General features: G+C 43.7%; 15 protein-coding genes. 1 reads left to right on the top strand and 14 read right to left on the bottom strand.

Annotated elements, in window-relative coordinates:
- Window position 1: 1 nt before the first annotated feature.
- Genes RIL182_RS03660 through RIL182_RS03650 form a run of 3 tightly spaced genes read right to left on the bottom strand, consistent with a single transcriptional unit; the run spans window position 2 to window position 3,154 of the window.
- Entirely contained in the window at window positions 2-838 is an 837-nt protein-coding gene (locus RIL182_RS03660) for a creatininase family protein (protein WP_044998877.1), read from the bottom strand.
- Window positions 839-894: 56 nt separating this feature from the next.
- Complete coding sequence (locus RIL182_RS03655) at window positions 895-1,764, bottom strand: amidohydrolase family protein (protein ID WP_022112684.1); 870 nt, start codon at window positions 1,762-1,764, stop codon at window positions 895-897.
- 16 nt (window positions 1,765-1,780) lie between these two features.
- Window positions 1,781-3,154, bottom strand: a complete 1,374-nt coding sequence (locus tag RIL182_RS03650) for an MFS transporter (RefSeq protein ID WP_015559526.1) — start codon at window positions 3,152-3,154, stop codon at window positions 1,781-1,783.
- Between the two features lie 200 nt (window positions 3,155-3,354).
- Between RIL182_RS03650 and RIL182_RS03645 the strand changes: the two genes are divergently transcribed.
- Entirely contained in the window at window positions 3,355-4,326 is a 972-nt protein-coding gene (locus RIL182_RS03645; protein WP_006856770.1) for an AraC family transcriptional regulator, read from the top strand.
- Window positions 4,327-4,490: 164 nt separating this feature from the next.
- Here RIL182_RS03645 and uxuA read toward each other — a convergent pair whose 3' ends face one another.
- The 11 genes from uxuA to RIL182_RS03590 form a co-directional block, all read right to left on the bottom strand.
- The gene (uxuA, locus tag RIL182_RS03640; RefSeq protein WP_334290629.1) at window positions 4,491-5,570 is read right to left on the bottom strand and encodes a mannonate dehydratase; all 1,080 of its coding nucleotides are present in this window, start codon (window positions 5,568-5,570) and stop codon (window positions 4,491-4,493) included.
- 283 nt (window positions 5,571-5,853) lie between these two features.
- A complete protein-coding gene (locus tag RIL182_RS03635; RefSeq protein WP_006856716.1) occupies window positions 5,854-6,738 on the bottom strand; it encodes a LysM peptidoglycan-binding domain-containing protein in 885 nt (294 codons plus the stop codon).
- 158 nt (window positions 6,739-6,896) lie between these two features.
- The gene (locus RIL182_RS03630) at window positions 6,897-7,589 is read right to left on the bottom strand and encodes an LrgB family protein (protein ID WP_006856717.1); all 693 of its coding nucleotides are present in this window, start codon (window positions 7,587-7,589) and stop codon (window positions 6,897-6,899) included.
- Complete coding sequence (locus RIL182_RS03625; RefSeq protein WP_006856774.1) at window positions 7,586-7,951, bottom strand: CidA/LrgA family protein; 366 nt, start codon at window positions 7,949-7,951, stop codon at window positions 7,586-7,588. Before RIL182_RS03625 ends, RIL182_RS03630 begins: the two co-directional genes overlap by 4 nt.
- A 116-nt stretch (window positions 7,952-8,067) precedes the next feature.
- The gene (locus RIL182_RS03620; protein ID WP_006856718.1) at window positions 8,068-8,781 is read right to left on the bottom strand and encodes a YkgJ family cysteine cluster protein; all 714 of its coding nucleotides are present in this window, start codon (window positions 8,779-8,781) and stop codon (window positions 8,068-8,070) included.
- Between the two features lie 77 nt (window positions 8,782-8,858).
- On the bottom strand, window positions 8,859-10,019 hold the full coding sequence (locus tag RIL182_RS03615; RefSeq protein ID WP_243128726.1) for an alpha/beta hydrolase: 1,161 nt from the start codon (window positions 10,017-10,019) through the stop codon (window positions 8,859-8,861).
- A gap of 275 nt (window positions 10,020-10,294) precedes the next feature.
- Window positions 10,295-10,528 (bottom strand): hypothetical protein, encoded by a 234-nt coding sequence (locus RIL182_RS03610; RefSeq protein WP_006856720.1) that lies wholly within the window; start codon window positions 10,526-10,528, stop codon window positions 10,295-10,297.
- Between the two features lie 44 nt (window positions 10,529-10,572).
- Window positions 10,573-10,779: an exotoxin gene (locus RIL182_RS03605; RefSeq protein WP_242655537.1), complete on the bottom strand. Its 207-nt coding sequence runs from the start codon at window positions 10,777-10,779 to the stop codon at window positions 10,573-10,575.
- Between the two features lie 253 nt (window positions 10,780-11,032).
- Complete coding sequence (locus RIL182_RS03600; protein WP_006856722.1) at window positions 11,033-11,968, bottom strand: MetQ/NlpA family ABC transporter substrate-binding protein; 936 nt, start codon at window positions 11,966-11,968, stop codon at window positions 11,033-11,035.
- A gap of 211 nt (window positions 11,969-12,179) precedes the next feature.
- Entirely contained in the window at window positions 12,180-12,839 is a 660-nt protein-coding gene (locus tag RIL182_RS03595) for a methionine ABC transporter permease (RefSeq protein WP_006856723.1), read from the bottom strand.
- Window positions 12,829-13,866, bottom strand: coding sequence for a methionine ABC transporter ATP-binding protein (locus tag RIL182_RS03590; RefSeq protein WP_044998882.1), 1,038 nt, complete (start codon window positions 13,864-13,866; stop codon window positions 12,829-12,831). The genes RIL182_RS03595 and RIL182_RS03590 overlap by 11 nt, the downstream gene beginning before the upstream one ends.
- Between the last annotated feature and the right edge of the window lie 343 nt (window positions 13,867-14,209).

Here is a 14,209-nt window from a genome sequence, read left to right as displayed (position 1 = left end):
TCTACCGCTCTGTTTTAGTGTTAGAGGGAACCCATGGGCATTTTTTTGCAACTTCGCTGTTATAATGCTCCAATTCCCTCATCTGTTCTACGATATGGTTCATATCCATGCGCTCCACCAATTTTTCAATGATTTCCACACCCTCTTTTGCAAGTGTTTCCCTCGCTGCTTCATCTGCAATGACCGGTGTACTCATGTGGTCTTTTTTCTCGCCAAAATAATAACCGATCGCAGCACTCTGATATGCCAGTCCGAAAATATCCTCAAATCCGGCACAGGACTGCGGCTCGTTATGCGCATACTCCGTTGTGAGCGGCACGTCACTTAATCGGTTCATTTTCTGATAAGCTCCCACTGTAATTGCGTGGAAACTGTCCATTGATGTAAAAATATCCCTTGCATTTTTCATCATCTGCATGGTGAGGTCCATATATAAAATCGGCACTCCGGTCTCATCAAAGAAATCCCGCACCATCGGACTGCATGTCATATGTGCCGGGCCGTGAAAACTGATGTAGATCTGGCGTTTGAATCCCTGGCGCAACAGGCTGTTTGCCACCGCCATCAAATAGTCGATTCCTTCCCGCACACTCACCTGGACGGTTCCCCTGCCGCTTGCCGTTGCGCCTGCGTAAAAATACGGAAGTCCTGTCAATACCAGCCCGTCACACGCCTCTGCCATCTCCAGTGCAAATGCCTCACTGATGGTGGTTTCTGAATCCAGTGGAAATCCCCCGTGCATCTCTACCGTTCCGACCGGTACAATGATAATGTCATTTCTGGAAAGATATTCTTCCACCTCATCATTTAACATTCTAGGTAATATTCTTGTTCTCATATGTTTCCTCCTGTTTTTGAGGGATGTGGTATGTTTTCGGCTATCCCTCTTTTTTCTTATAAGTGAAATAATTTTTCTGCATTTGTACGGCAGATTTTTTCATAGGCACTCCGGCTGAGTCTTCCTGCGTGTTCCTGCTCATCCAGCCAGTTTCCAAGCGGAAATGTCATTTCACAATTTGCCATATCTGTTCCAAACAGCAACCGGTCCTGATATTTTTCCAGAAAAGCCAGCCCAAATTCTTCGTCACGCATGATTGCACATCCGCCACTGTTTGCGGACAGATCTCCATATAAATTTTCATAGGTTTCAAACAGATATGGCAGTCTGCCGCCGGGACATACAGCTCCCTCTCCCCATTTCATCCGTTCCTTTGGGGTCGCCGGTGCATCTTTTGAAATTTCATGCCAGAATGGCTGACTGTGCCCGATGAACTTTAATCCTTTATAACGCTTTAAATTTTCCTCCAGCAGCGGGAGCCCCGGCCCGTCCACAACCCCATACTGAAAGCCCTCTTTCGGACTCATGTGAAAAAGAACAGGTAATTTTAATTCTTCTGCCACCTCAAATACACTCTGTAAAAATGGAGCATCCAGCCTCTGGTTTACCATCAGTTCCCCGATTCCGACCGCACCGCTCTCTTTACAGGCTAAGATCCGTTTATACACATCTGTCTGGTTTTTTGCATCCACATTGCACATCCAGTGGAACTTCTTGGGGAACTGTTCACAGATGCGTTTACACTCCTCATTTGCTGCAACCAGGATCTGCTCATTTTCCTGTTCGCCGGAAGATAACACGATTCCCTGTTCAATTCCAAGTTCCTCTAAGTGCGGCAGCATCTGTGCCGCACTGGAAAGGAACATGGTATCTGTTTTCGGATACTGCTGTAATGTCAGATGAAGATGAATATCAATTTTTTTCAATCTAATCTCCTCTTTACTATTCACGTCTTTGTTTTAATTCCGCATACATTTCTTTGGTCTGTTCCTTATCCAGATTAAAGATTGCGCCGATACCAATGAGTTCCAGCACACAGGTCAGCACCGGGATCAATGCCACTAACATGTAGATATTGTTTATGGTTGCATCTGACTGCACCACATTATTTCCAGAAATATATCCGATCGCCTGGAGTCCGAAGGAAACACCTGCGGAAGCAATGGTGGAACCGATTTTACGGCTGAACGTATAAAGGGAATACATCGAGCCATCACTTCTCTCATGGAACTTCCACTCACTGTAATCCAGACAGTCTGTGACAAGCGCCCAGATCAGCATGGTAAATACGGTCTGTCCGATCATTGCCAGTACATTCAGTACCGAATAAACATAAACGTTTGGTATTTTTACGGCAAAAATGATTACACTGAGCACGGTACTGCTGATTACGCCAAACATCAATGTCGTTTTCTTTCCAAACTTTGCAACCAGTTTTGGCACAAGCGGGAAACAGATGATAATGATCGGCACACTTGCAAGACTAAGCAGAGTCATTGCAGAGGTATTTCCATAGTACTCTTTGAATACATAACTTCTAATCTGGTTTGAACCGGTGATATAGAGCATACTTCCAATGGTTGCAACCATGACACCGATCAGTGGCCTATTTTTTACGACTGCTTTCAACACATTTCCATAATTGAACTTTTCTGTATTCTGTTTCTTTTCCTCACGCACACGCTCTGTCGTTAAATGTAACAGCAGGCAGTAGCAGACCACACTTAAAATTCCAAAAATAACTGCCAGAAGTGTAAATCTTTCCGGGATAATGTTGCTTTCGCTGTCAAAACAGACTACCGGCACAAAGGATAACGCTGCAATTCCCACAAATGTTCCGCCAAGACTTCTTGCCCTTGAGAGTTTACTCCGGTCAATCGGATCTGTGCTGACCACACTTGCCATCGCACCAAACGGCATGGAAGTTCCGGTATAGCTCATTCCATATAAGACATACACAAAAGCGACCCACGCATGAAGTGCAACACCTTCAAACGGCACTTTGGAAAAACAAAGCACACCTGACAACGCTAGCGGTATCATAAAAATTTTAATCCACGGTTTGAATTTATCTCCTGATTTTCCAAGCATCCAACGGTCCGGAAAAGAACCCATGATCGGGTCATTTACTGCATCCCAGAGTCTCGCTGCAAGGAACAGGGAACCCATCCACGCCGGACTGATTCCCAGCACATAAGTACAAAACGTCAAAAAATATGCGTCTACAAATAAATTGACAAAACTGCCCGCCATATCTCCAAACACATATCCGATCTCATCCCTTTTTGAAAAGGGTCTTACATTTCTTTCATTCATAAATTTTTCTCCTTCTGGTATTTGTACGCGCGCATTGGTTTTGTGTCTGTACATTTCACAAGAACCGATATCCTTATGATACATTTGCTTTATTGCAATTTAAATTGCATTTATACTAAAATACATTGCATATCTTACATTTATTGTGCTATAATATTTGTAGGATTGTATAAATATAACAAATCAGAACAGGAGTTTTTATGAAATATAGCCAAATGAAACGTTTTTTAATGGAACATAAGGATTCGATGAAGCCTCCGTATATTTCCACGCTCGATGGCATCCTGACTGCCGGTGGGGAATTGATCGGATACCAGGAACTGGAAATGGACAGCCCCTATCTGGATGTGCATGAGGATACCAGTTACACGAAAGACTATGTAACCCTCCACAGCCACGAGTTTTACGAACTTCTTTTCTGCCGCAGTGGAAACTTGCAATATCTCATTGGAAACACCCGTTACCAGATCCGCAAAAATGATATCATCCTCGTTCCCCCCGGCACCAGCCACCGCCCTTTATTTTTAGAGCAGCTTCGGGAACCCTATCAGAGAACCGTACTCTGGATCAACAACGATTTTTTTGAGACCTGTAAGCAGAACTTCTTTGCGGATACAGGCTCCTCCCAATATGCACCACAAAAGCAGCTCCCCTATGTCATCCGCCCGGAAGGAACACTCTTAAACCAGATCGACCAGCTTCTGGCTGCACTGTTGTACGAGGGTTCCACCATGCGTCTTGGAAGCGAGCTCTACCGCATGGGGCTTTTTCTGCAGTTGTTCTGTCTGTTTTACCGTATGAACGACCATCCGCAGTCAGACATCCCCAAACCGGAGAATACAGGCCTGTTAGACCAGATTCTCAACTACATTGAATTGCATTTATCCGAAGACCTCAGCCTCGCATCTATTTCAGCGCAGTTTATGGTAAGCCAGTCGACAGTAAGCCAGCTTTTTAAAAAGCAGCTTGACACCGGCTTTTACAAAATCGTTACCCAGCGGAGACTGATCGAATCTAAAAATCTGATCAATTCCGGCTTTCCATTGAAAGAAGTTGCCGAACAGTGCGGCTTTTGTGATTATTCTGTTTTTTACAAAGCGTTTGTGAAAGAATATGGCATCTCTCCACGCAGCTTCCGGACCCGTGAAAAAGAAACGCATGATTTTTACTGATGCGGATTCAGGTGTCAAAAGGTAACTTCAGATTTTTTGACTGGCAAATAATGCCCTTTTGATAACCAGAGATAAGCATACAAAAATCCGCGGCATATGCCACGGACTTTTCCATAATACAAGGGACTGCCATACGGCAGTCCCTAATTATGCATATTTTATACTTATTTATTTCCATCCAGCTTATCGAGCATATCCCACACGCCGAGCATATACATAATACCCAGTGCGCGGTCGTATAAGCCATACCCCGGACGAACATTGCCCGGCTTTTCACCCCAGAGGTGGCGTCCATGATCCGGACGGATATAACCCTCAAATCCGCAGTCATGGTATGCTTTTAAAATGTCAAGGATTCCGGTATCCCCATCACAGTCACGATGAGAAGCCTCCGAAAAATCTCCATTCGGAAAATGTTTTACATTGCGGATGTGCGCAAATGCAATGCGGTCACAATGCTTGCGGACAATATCTGCCACATTGTTTCCCGGGTCGGCATTCAAAGACCCTGAGCACAGTGTCAGACAGTTGTACGGGTTGTCAACCATCTTTAAGAAACGGTCAATATTTTCCTCGCAGGTCAGAAGACGTGGAAGTCCGAAAATATCCCATGGCGGATCATCCATGTGGATTGCCATTTTGATATCGCATTCTTTACAGGTCGGCATAAGCGCTTCAAGAAAATATTTTAAGTTTTCCCACAATACTTCTTTTGTCACAGGCTTGTAAGCTGCAAAAAGCTCGTCCAGTTTCTCCATACGTTCCGGCTCCCAGCCTGGAAATGTCATTCCATGTAAATTATTTAAAATATAGTCTGCCATTTCTTTCGGATCATCATGGATCTTGCCTGCTTCGTAATAAAGTGCTGTCGAACCATCTCCTACCGGATGAAATAAATCCGTGCGCGTCCAGTCAAAGATCGGCATAAAATTATAGCAGATAACCTTGACACCGAATTTGGAAAGGTTCTTAATTGTCTGGATGTAGTTTTCAATATACTGGTCACGGCTTGGAAGTCCGATCTTGATATCATCATGTACATTAACAGATTCCACAACGTCCATATTAAAACCATATGGCTCAAGCTGTTTCTGCACTTCTGCAATCTCTTCTACCGTCCACACTTCTCCCGGCAGTTTATGATGCAGTGCCCACACGATGCTCGTCACACCTGGAATCTGTTTGATATCAGCAAGGCTGATCTTGTCATTACCCTCGCCATACCAGCGGAAACCCATCTGCATTGGCATATCTTTTTCCCCCTTAATCTTGATAATTGCATTATAGCATGTACATTTTTTTACTGGCAATTCAAGTTAATTGCTGTTTTTATTGCAAATCTTGCGATTCCGTTACTTTTGGCATTTTTCGAATCGTCCGGAATACCCCTGTGTATTTCTGCTGTTCCACCATGCGGTCTGAAAACGTACTCTACCGCATGGGGCTTTTTCTGCAGCTGTTCTATCTGCTTTAACGAATGAATGATCAGTTGAATTGCATTTAGCAGAAGGCTTCAATCTATACGTTTTATCTTGCCAGCAGTCCTCTCGCAAAATAATCTGCCATCGCAAGCGCCTGCTGTTCCACATCGCGGAATACATCAATGCTCTGTTCGTATTCCCCATTGACCTGATGCTCAATCTCCTCCCTGGTCAGATCCAGATGATTCAAAAGCATGTTTCTTGTTTCCCTGCTCTCAAAGTACGGATTGTAATTCGCAAAAAGAGCTGCCATCTGATTGGCATTGCGGTACCACTCCTGCACCAGCGCATCATAATCAGTCATATTTTTTGCTTTCAGCGCCTGAATGATCTGCCCGCCGATTTCAATATGCTCCGTCAGAAGATTGCGGAGCTGTCTGGTCGTTGCGATCGGAAGATACCTTGCAAATACATCCGTGATCTCGTCTGCGGTCTCAAGCAGCCGTTCTTCCACCGCCTGCTGGTCCGCATTGTCTGCGACTGCACTCATCAGGTACATTCTGGTCCAGTAAACATGATTTAACCATGCAAGGCGCATATCCTCGTTGAGACGGAGGATGGAATCCTCACGCTCGGATTCGGTCTCGTTGCTGCCTCCGGCATTTCCTGTTCCTCCTCCCATGTTTCCGCCCATGCTGCCTGTGCCGCCGCTCATATTCCCGCTTCCGGTGTTTCCTGTTCCGCTTCCAGCGTTTCCTGTTCCTCCGCCCGTGTTTCCGCCTCCCGGATTCTGCGGCGGCACATATCCCTCTCCCGGGCAGATAAATAGCTGCATCCCGATCTGGAGATTATATGGATTGACTCCCGGATTTCCAAGGATCAGTTCCGTCACTGTCGTGTGATACTGTCTCGATAATTTATACAGGGAATCGCCTGCCTGTATCGTATGCACAATTTTGTTCTGACAATACATATCTTTATTTCCAACCATAACTTTTTCATATTATGATATGAAATACAAAAAAAAATGTGAAATACCATTTCTGAGATTTCACATTTCGCATTATTTTTCTACCAGGATTCGGGTGGCAAATATAGTTTTCAGTTTTTGACTGCTAAATTGCACATCTGTCATGGCTACCCCCATATTTACAACAGCGTCGCAAATATCGGTGCAGCGATTACCGTCAGAATACCTGCCACTGCAATGGAAAGGCTGCTCATGGCACCTTCGATCTCTCCAAGTTCCAATGCCTTTGCTGTTCCAAGTGCATGTGAGGATGATCCGATCGCAATTCCCTTTGCCACCGGCTCTTCAATTTTGAAAACACGGCAGATCGTTTCCGCTAACACATTTCCGATGATACCGGTGATAATGATGACCGCAACCGTGATTGTGACATAACCGCCAAGTTCCTCCGAGATTCCCATTCCGATCGCCGTTGTGATCGACTTCGGGAGAAGCGTGACATACTGTGCATGGTCAAAGTGGAATAACAGCGACAAGACCAGAACACAGATCACACTCGTCAGAACACCGGAAATCAATCCTGCAAAAATCGCCGCAACATTCTGTTTCAGCAGTTCGAACTGCTCATAAAGCGGGATCGCTAAACAAACCGTTGCCGGAGTCAGAAGGTAACTTAAGTATTTTGCGCCCTCATTATAACTCTCATATGGAATATGGAACGCAACCAGAAAAACGATCACGGCAACGATCGAGATCAGAAGTGGATTGAATACTGCCAGTTTTAATTTTTTCTTCAAAAATACACCCAGCTCATATGCCAAAATGCTGATCGCAACACCAAAAAATACGGAATCACATAAAAACTCTTTCATTGCTGCTCTCCTTTCCTTTTCCCCCTGCGCATCACAAATTGTGTCACATGACCGGACACGATCATAACCACGATCGTTGATACCACCATGATCATCACGATCTGCACACAGATCGGGCGTAGTGCATCCCATGCATCAATGAGTCCTGCACCGGCCGGAATAAACATTAACGGCATGATTTCGATCATGAACTTTCCGGCATCTTTGACTGCTGCAAGTGGAAGGATCCTTGTTTCCAGTGCAATAAATAAGAGAACCAGCCCATAAATACTTGCCGGTACCGGAAACGGGAGCACATATTTTAACAGCTCTCCCAGAAATGAAAACAACAGAATGATCATAAATTGTCTCAAGTACTTCATAAAATATCCTTTTCTTCAGAGGCTTCTCTGAAATTTCAATTTTCAGCCGGATATAATCATAGCACTTTTTGTTAGAATATCAACCTTTTCCGTTACTAATTATCCACTTGTATTTTTTAAAAAACATCAGATTTGTTTTCCAGTTTATGACGTGCCGGATTTTCTAACACTTCCTGGCTAATTGCAAGCTGTGGTTTTAAAATACTGCGCTCCTCCCATTCCTCATAGAAGTCACGCCCGCTCTCATATGGACGGAAAAAGAAAATCTGTAAAAACATCATGCAGACCGTTTTCTTTTCATCCTCAGTATTCAGCCGGCTTAAATATTCCTGCATATTCTTTTTTAAGCTGTGCCACTCTGCCAAAAACTGCTGATATCGTTTTAACTGCGGCGTATCTAACCATTTTTCCACTTTGATTTTCGTTTTGCCGCGTTCACAGGCACCACTCTGTAGAAAATAGGAAACACCCTGCTCCTCATAAATTCTTCCCAGAGGAAATAGTCTGCAGATGCCCGGACGGTATGCATGGATACTGCACCTTCCCACCTCATTTAAAAATACACAGGTATCCGTCTGTTCCTGCATTTTCAAATGCGGCACGATAAGCCCCTCTTCCACATGAAGTCCTACACAGGACTGCATCAGTTGTTCAAATCCCATCCCAAGCTCTGTCTCTAATCTTTTACAGTCGTACGGATCGACTAAAACTGTATCTCCCATCTGTTCACAGCAGCTATGACAGCCCTCGCAGTCACTGCAGCCGACACGGACCATATCATGTACGCCGTATATTTTTCCATCTGAAATTTCATTGATATCCTGTAACATATATGATATTCCTCTCTTATATCCTCCGCCGGAGATACGCAGCCTGAAACGTGAAAAATTTAATTCAAAGTCCTGTTTTATAAATTTTGATCAAAGAACGCAAGCATGTTTTCACTCCACATTTTTGCAGAAGTATGATATCCAAGCCCGATTCCATGATCTCCGGTCGGATAAACCTCGCACAGATGCTTTACGCCTGCTTTTTCCAGTGCTTCATTCAAACGCATGGTATTGCTTGCAGGTACACAGCCATCGTCCGCATTGGCATAGGCATAAGTCATCGGATAATCCGACGTGATATGGAACTCAACCGATAATTTTTCACGAAGTCCCGGTTTCTCATTCGTATTATAAATATAACTTCCCTCGTGATATTCTGAAGTAAAGCTGATGACCGGATATAATAATCCTACTGCGTCCGGTCTGGCAGAAATTTTTCTATATTGTTCTACCATATCAGCTTTCTGGAATTTTGCAAGGTTTTCCAGTACATTTTCCTTTAATTCCTCATGGAGCAGCGCCTCACTCGCACAGAGATGACCGCCTGCGGATGCGCCCACGATCACGATCCGGTTCGGATCCACCTGATATTCCGCCGCATGTGCCCGCACATACATAACCGCTCTTGCAAGATCCATCTGTGGCAGCGGATAGTAGTTCGGACGGATCCGGTAGCATAAAATAAATGCCTTATAGCCGCCATCGCGTTCCATGCGCTGTGCAGGCTGAAGTCCCTCATTATAGAAGGATACCATCTCATAGCCGCCGCCCGGACAGAGGATCACCGCCGGTTTTAAGCCTGATGTATTTCTTTTTTCCTTGGAAACCGCCACAGATTCATAAGGCGGAATGGAATCACTGCCAGCAGTATGCGCAAATGCCTCGTTGTCCACAGCCGGATCACCGGTAAACAGCCAGACACCTTCCTCCGTATTTAAATCTGCATCCGGGATCCCGTTTTTCCAGTGTGACATTTTATCGCCTGCCGATGCATCATCATTTTCTCCCCACAGTGGAATGTACTTAAATTTCTTTGTCTCCGCCGTTTCTTTGATCAGGTTTGCACATTCTAAAAAGGCATCCGCTAAAAATGGTGCTCCCCACTCCATCGTTTCTTCCTTCTCAATCTGTGCCATCGTATGATCCCTGTGTTCCACCGGTACGCGTGCCATAAAACAGGTTGGAAACAGATTGCCGGCTGCACGTCCGACCGGCTCTGTATTTAAAATTTCGTTCATGGTGTTGTTTTTTGTAAACATGTGACTGCCTCTCTTTATACTGACTTTTTCAATGTATTGATTCCTGCTTCACATATGATAAGGTGAGATCTGTCTTTATCAAAACACTGACTATTACGAAAAAAAATCTGATGATACTTTTAATATACATCAGATTTTTCGTGCTGGGTACTAGAAAAACTATATTATTTTTGCATGGAGAATTTGTCTAAGCCAGGCTCTTACAGATTGTGTCCATATTGTAGCCCGGGACAGATTTTTGTTTCATTTAATTATTACGTATTTTCAGATACTCCAACCAGCTTTTTCATTTCGCCATTACTGATTCCAACCTCAAGAATGTTCATCTCCACTGCCTCCCATTCTTCTGATTCTTTTACCTCTGATACAATCCTGTCAAGCTCTATAAGCCGTTCATCCTTTACCTTAATTTCAGAATTATCTAATCGTGTATCTTTCATATATTGTAACAAACTCATCAACTCTTTGGAACCATTTTTACTTGCCATATTTAAGAAAATTTTTGTTGTACCATCCTCAAGATGTAATCCTGTTATTTCTTCACATCATCATGCATATTATTTTCCATTTCCATATTGATCTGCCTGTTATCAACGGTTTTCCCCCACGCATCCAAACGTATCGCCCTTTTTCCGTAACGATTTAAAATAACCTGCTCTACCTTAACCTCCTCCATCTTAATATCCAGTTCATCTAAAATAATACTTAATGTATTTTCATAAGTCTTTCTATTTTTCATTACAGTCCATTTGATAACCATATTGATTTACTTTTGAATTGTATTTTTGACTATTAAGAACTATATTTATAATATACTACATCAAAAAACACATCTCAATCATTTTATTATGAAAAATTTATAAACCACTACCACAAAAAAATACCGGATAAAGACGCAGTTCCAAAACTTTCTGCGTTCTTTATCCGGTATCTATCATTCTGCTATGTTTTCCATCGACTTATCTATAAAGCCTAAAAACTTTCTGTCTCAATTAGTCCTCAAACGGAATAACTGCTCCATCATAAGTATCGTTAATGAATTTCTTGATGTCATCAGATTTTAATACTTTTACAAGTGCCTGGATGCCAGGGTTGTTCTCGTTTCCTTCTTTTACAGCGATGACATTTACATATGTTTTTGCTGCCTCAGAATCAGATGTCTCGTATGCTAAGGAATCCTGTGCTACAGAGTAACCTGCCTGTAATGCGTAGTTACCGTTTAATACAACGAATGCAACTTCCGGTGCCACTCTTGCTACCTGTTCTGCTGCGAGCTCTTCGATCTTTACGTTGTGCGGGTTCTCAGCGATATCGTTGACAGTTGCCTCTAAGCCGGCGCCGTCTTTTAAAGTGATGATGCCGTTATCCTGTAACAGTAATAATGCTCTTGCCTCGTTTGTGGTATCGTTTGGTACTGCGATCGTATCGCCGTCTGCTAACTCAGAGAGATCTTTCTTTGTTCCCGGATAAATTCCGAATGGCTCGTAGTGAATGCCTCCTGCATTGACAAGGTGTGTACCTTTCTCTGCGTTGAAGTTCTCTAAGTAAGGAATGTGCTGGAAGTAGTTTGCGTCGAACTCGCCGCTCTCTACTACCTCGTTTGGAAGTACGTAATCATCAAAAATTGTGATCTCTAAGTCCCATCCCTGATCTGCAAGGATCTTCTTTGCTTCCTCTAAGATCTCTGCATGTGGTGTTGCAGAAGCTGCTACGGTAATCGTACCGCCCTCTGTTGTCTGTGTGTCAGCTACGCTCTCGGCTGCTTCACTTTCTGCTGCAGTGGTGTCTGCAACTGCTGCATCATTTGTTTCTGCTGCTGCGTTATTATCTGCAGCTGCATTGCCTGCTGTGTTGCTGCTGCCGCATCCTGCGAATGCAGATACTGCTAAAACGCCTGCTAAGATTGTGGTAAGTACTCTTTTTTTCATAATATGAATCCTCCTTGTTTTGCGGAGCAAAATGCGACTGCCTTTGCAGGAGCAGAGGATTTTACTCCTTGTTTTGCGGAGCAAAATGTCTGCTATGCATGCTATGCTCAATAGCTTGCATAGCATGTGCCTCTTGCATGGAGCAATGCCCAACACATTGGGCAGGATTTTACTCCTTGTTTATACAAATGTTAAAAAACATTGTTTACGTTTATTTTCTGCGATCTAAATTGCTCGCAAGCTTCATGCCGATCGTCTGGAATATCTGGAATAAAATTACCAGTAAAATAACCGTTACGATCATGATATCGGTCTGCCATCTGGTATAACCATAGCGGATTGCGATATCTCCAAGTCCACCGCCGCCGACGGTTCCCGCCATTGCGGAATATCCTAAAATTGTTCCAAGTGAAATGGTTGCCCCTACGATCAGGGATGTACGCGCTTCCACTAACATAACTTTTGTTACAATGGTAAAATTGGATGCTCCCATGGAACGCGCTGCCTCAATGACACCTGCGTCCACTTCCTTTAAGGAAGACTCCACCATTCGTGCAATATATGGTGCCGCTGCTATGACAAGCGGTACGATCGTCGCTGTCGGACCATAGCTTCTTCCGATCAGAAATCTCGTAAACGGAATCAGCACGATCAGCAAAATCAAAAACGGTACGCTTCGGATCAGGTTTGCGATCACGTCTAATACCTTGTAAACTGCTGTATTCGGATGAATTCCATCTTTGTCAGTGACCGTTAAAAGAATTCCCATCGGAAGTCCGATCACATAACCGATCAGTGTCGATGTCAATGTCATATAAAGTGTGTCCTTGATGCCCTCTAACAGCATCATGATAATCTGCTCATTCCACATCTTCGGTCACCTCCTCAACTGCGAGTCCTTTTTCTTTTAAATATTCCTCAATATCCACCTGTAAATGTCTATCCTCCGGAAGTCCTAAAATCATTTCTCCCTTGGCTACACCGCCGACATTCTTGGTGTCTGCCCTTAAAATATTGACCGGTGTTTTAAACTGTAAGATCATGTTTGCAATGACCGGCTCAAATGCGGAATTTTCAGAAAAGACGATTCGGATCTTTTTATCTCCCTGCATGCGCTCCTGAACTGCATTTGCCAATGGTGCATTGTTATTCCCCGGCTGATCCCTTAAGATCAGTTCCTTTGCAGCTTTGGATTTCGGATGGGAAAAGATATCCTCCACAAGTCCGTCTTCCACTAACACACCATGTTCAATGATCGCCACATGGCTGCAGATCTCACGGATCACTGACATCTGATGTGTGATGATCACGATCGTGATGCCAAGTTTTTCATTGATCTCTTTTAGCAGCGATAGGATCGAAGCGGTTGTCTGTGGATCTAATGCGCTGGTCGCCTCATCGCAAAGTAAAATCTTCGGATCGGAAGCAAGTGCTCTTGCGATCGCAACTCTCTGTCTCTGTCCTCCGGAAAGCTGTGCCGGATATGCCTTTTCTTTTTCGGAAAGGCCAACCGTTTTTAACAGTTCTCTCGCTCTTTCTCTCGCCTCTTTCTTTTTCTTTCCCTGAATCTGCATCGGGAAACATACATTGTCAAGTACACTCTTTTGCATCAGAAGATTAAAATTCTGAAAAATCATCGCAATATCGCTGCGCTGCCCTCTTAATTCCTTCTCTGTCAATGCTCCTAATTCCTGACCCTCGATCAGCACCTGACCTTCTGTCGGTTTCTCTAAGAAATTTAAGCATCGTACCAGTGTACTTTTTCCAGCTCCCGACATACCGATGATTCCGTAGATATCGCCCTGCTCCACCGTCAGATTGATATCACTTAATGCCTCAACGGTCACTCCCTTTTGTTCAAACCTTTTATAGAGATGTCTGACCTCAATTGCTGCCATACATGTTCTCCTTTCTTCCTGCCCTATGTGAGCACCTGTCTGCACTCCGCGCTCCATATTAACACAAATTTTATTTTAAGGCAAAAAAACAGATGCTCCCTCGCGGAAACATCTGTTTTACATTTTCTATCAACGCATAAAATCAGATATCTTTCCGCACACGAAATCGTCCCATACAGCACATACACATCATGCCGCACATGGATCCTGTCATCATCATTTTGTCTGCTGTTGTATAGGTCTTAATTTCTGTACGCATATCTGATCTCTCCTTTCTCCTACTGCTCTGTCTTGATTTGATAGTCCTTATTATAACAGGTAGTTACAGAAAGTGTTAATATTG

The sequence above is a fragment of the Roseburia intestinalis L1-82 genome, from assembly GCF_900537995.1.
GTDB classification, from domain to species: Bacteria; Bacillota; Clostridia; order Lachnospirales; family Lachnospiraceae; genus Roseburia; species Roseburia intestinalis.
The sequence above is the reverse complement of the archived record's forward strand: the minus strand, read 5'-3'. Positions and strand labels throughout refer to the sequence as shown.

Excerpts from the sequence above, each read along its gene's own strand:
- RIL182_RS03660 (WP_044998877.1), bottom strand. The coding sequence starts at position 838 with ATGAGAACAAGAATATTACCTAGAATGTTAAATGATGAGGTGGAAGAA.
- RIL182_RS03650 (WP_015559526.1), bottom strand. The coding sequence starts at position 3,154 with ATGAATGAAAGAAATGTAAGACCCTTTTCAAAAAGGGATGAGATCGGA.
- RIL182_RS03645 (WP_006856770.1), top strand. The coding sequence starts at position 3,355 with ATGAAATATAGCCAAATGAAACGTTTTTTAATGGAACATAAGGATTCG.
- uxuA (WP_334290629.1), bottom strand. The coding sequence starts at position 5,570 with ATGCAGATGGGTTTCCGCTGGTATGGCGAGGGTAATGACAAGATCAGC.
- RIL182_RS03635 (WP_006856716.1), bottom strand. The coding sequence starts at position 6,738 with ATGGTTGGAAATAAAGATATGTATTGTCAGAACAAAATTGTGCATACG.
- RIL182_RS03630 (WP_006856717.1), bottom strand. The coding sequence starts at position 7,589 with ATGAAAGAGTTTTTATGTGATTCCGTATTTTTTGGTGTTGCGATCAGC.
- RIL182_RS03625 (WP_006856774.1), bottom strand. The coding sequence starts at position 7,951 with ATGAAGTACTTGAGACAATTTATGATCATTCTGTTGTTTTCATTTCTG.
- RIL182_RS03620 (WP_006856718.1), bottom strand. The coding sequence starts at position 8,781 with ATGTTACAGGATATCAATGAAATTTCAGATGGAAAAATATACGGCGTA.
- RIL182_RS03615 (WP_243128726.1), bottom strand. The coding sequence starts at position 10,019 with ATGAACGAAATTTTAAATACAGAGCCGGTCGGACGTGCAGCCGGCAAT.
- RIL182_RS03610 (WP_006856720.1), bottom strand. The coding sequence starts at position 10,528 with ATGGCAAGTAAAAATGGTTCCAAAGAGTTGATGAGTTTGTTACAATAT.
- RIL182_RS03605 (WP_242655537.1), bottom strand. The coding sequence starts at position 10,779 with ATGAAAAATAGAAAGACTTATGAAAATACATTAAGTATTATTTTAGAT.
- RIL182_RS03600 (WP_006856722.1), bottom strand. The coding sequence starts at position 11,968 with ATGAAAAAAAGAGTACTTACCACAATCTTAGCAGGCGTTTTAGCAGTA.
- RIL182_RS03595 (WP_006856723.1), bottom strand. The coding sequence starts at position 12,839 with ATGTGGAATGAGCAGATTATCATGATGCTGTTAGAGGGCATCAAGGAC.
- RIL182_RS03590 (WP_044998882.1), bottom strand. The coding sequence starts at position 13,866 with ATGGCAGCAATTGAGGTCAGACATCTCTATAAAAGGTTTGAACAAAAG.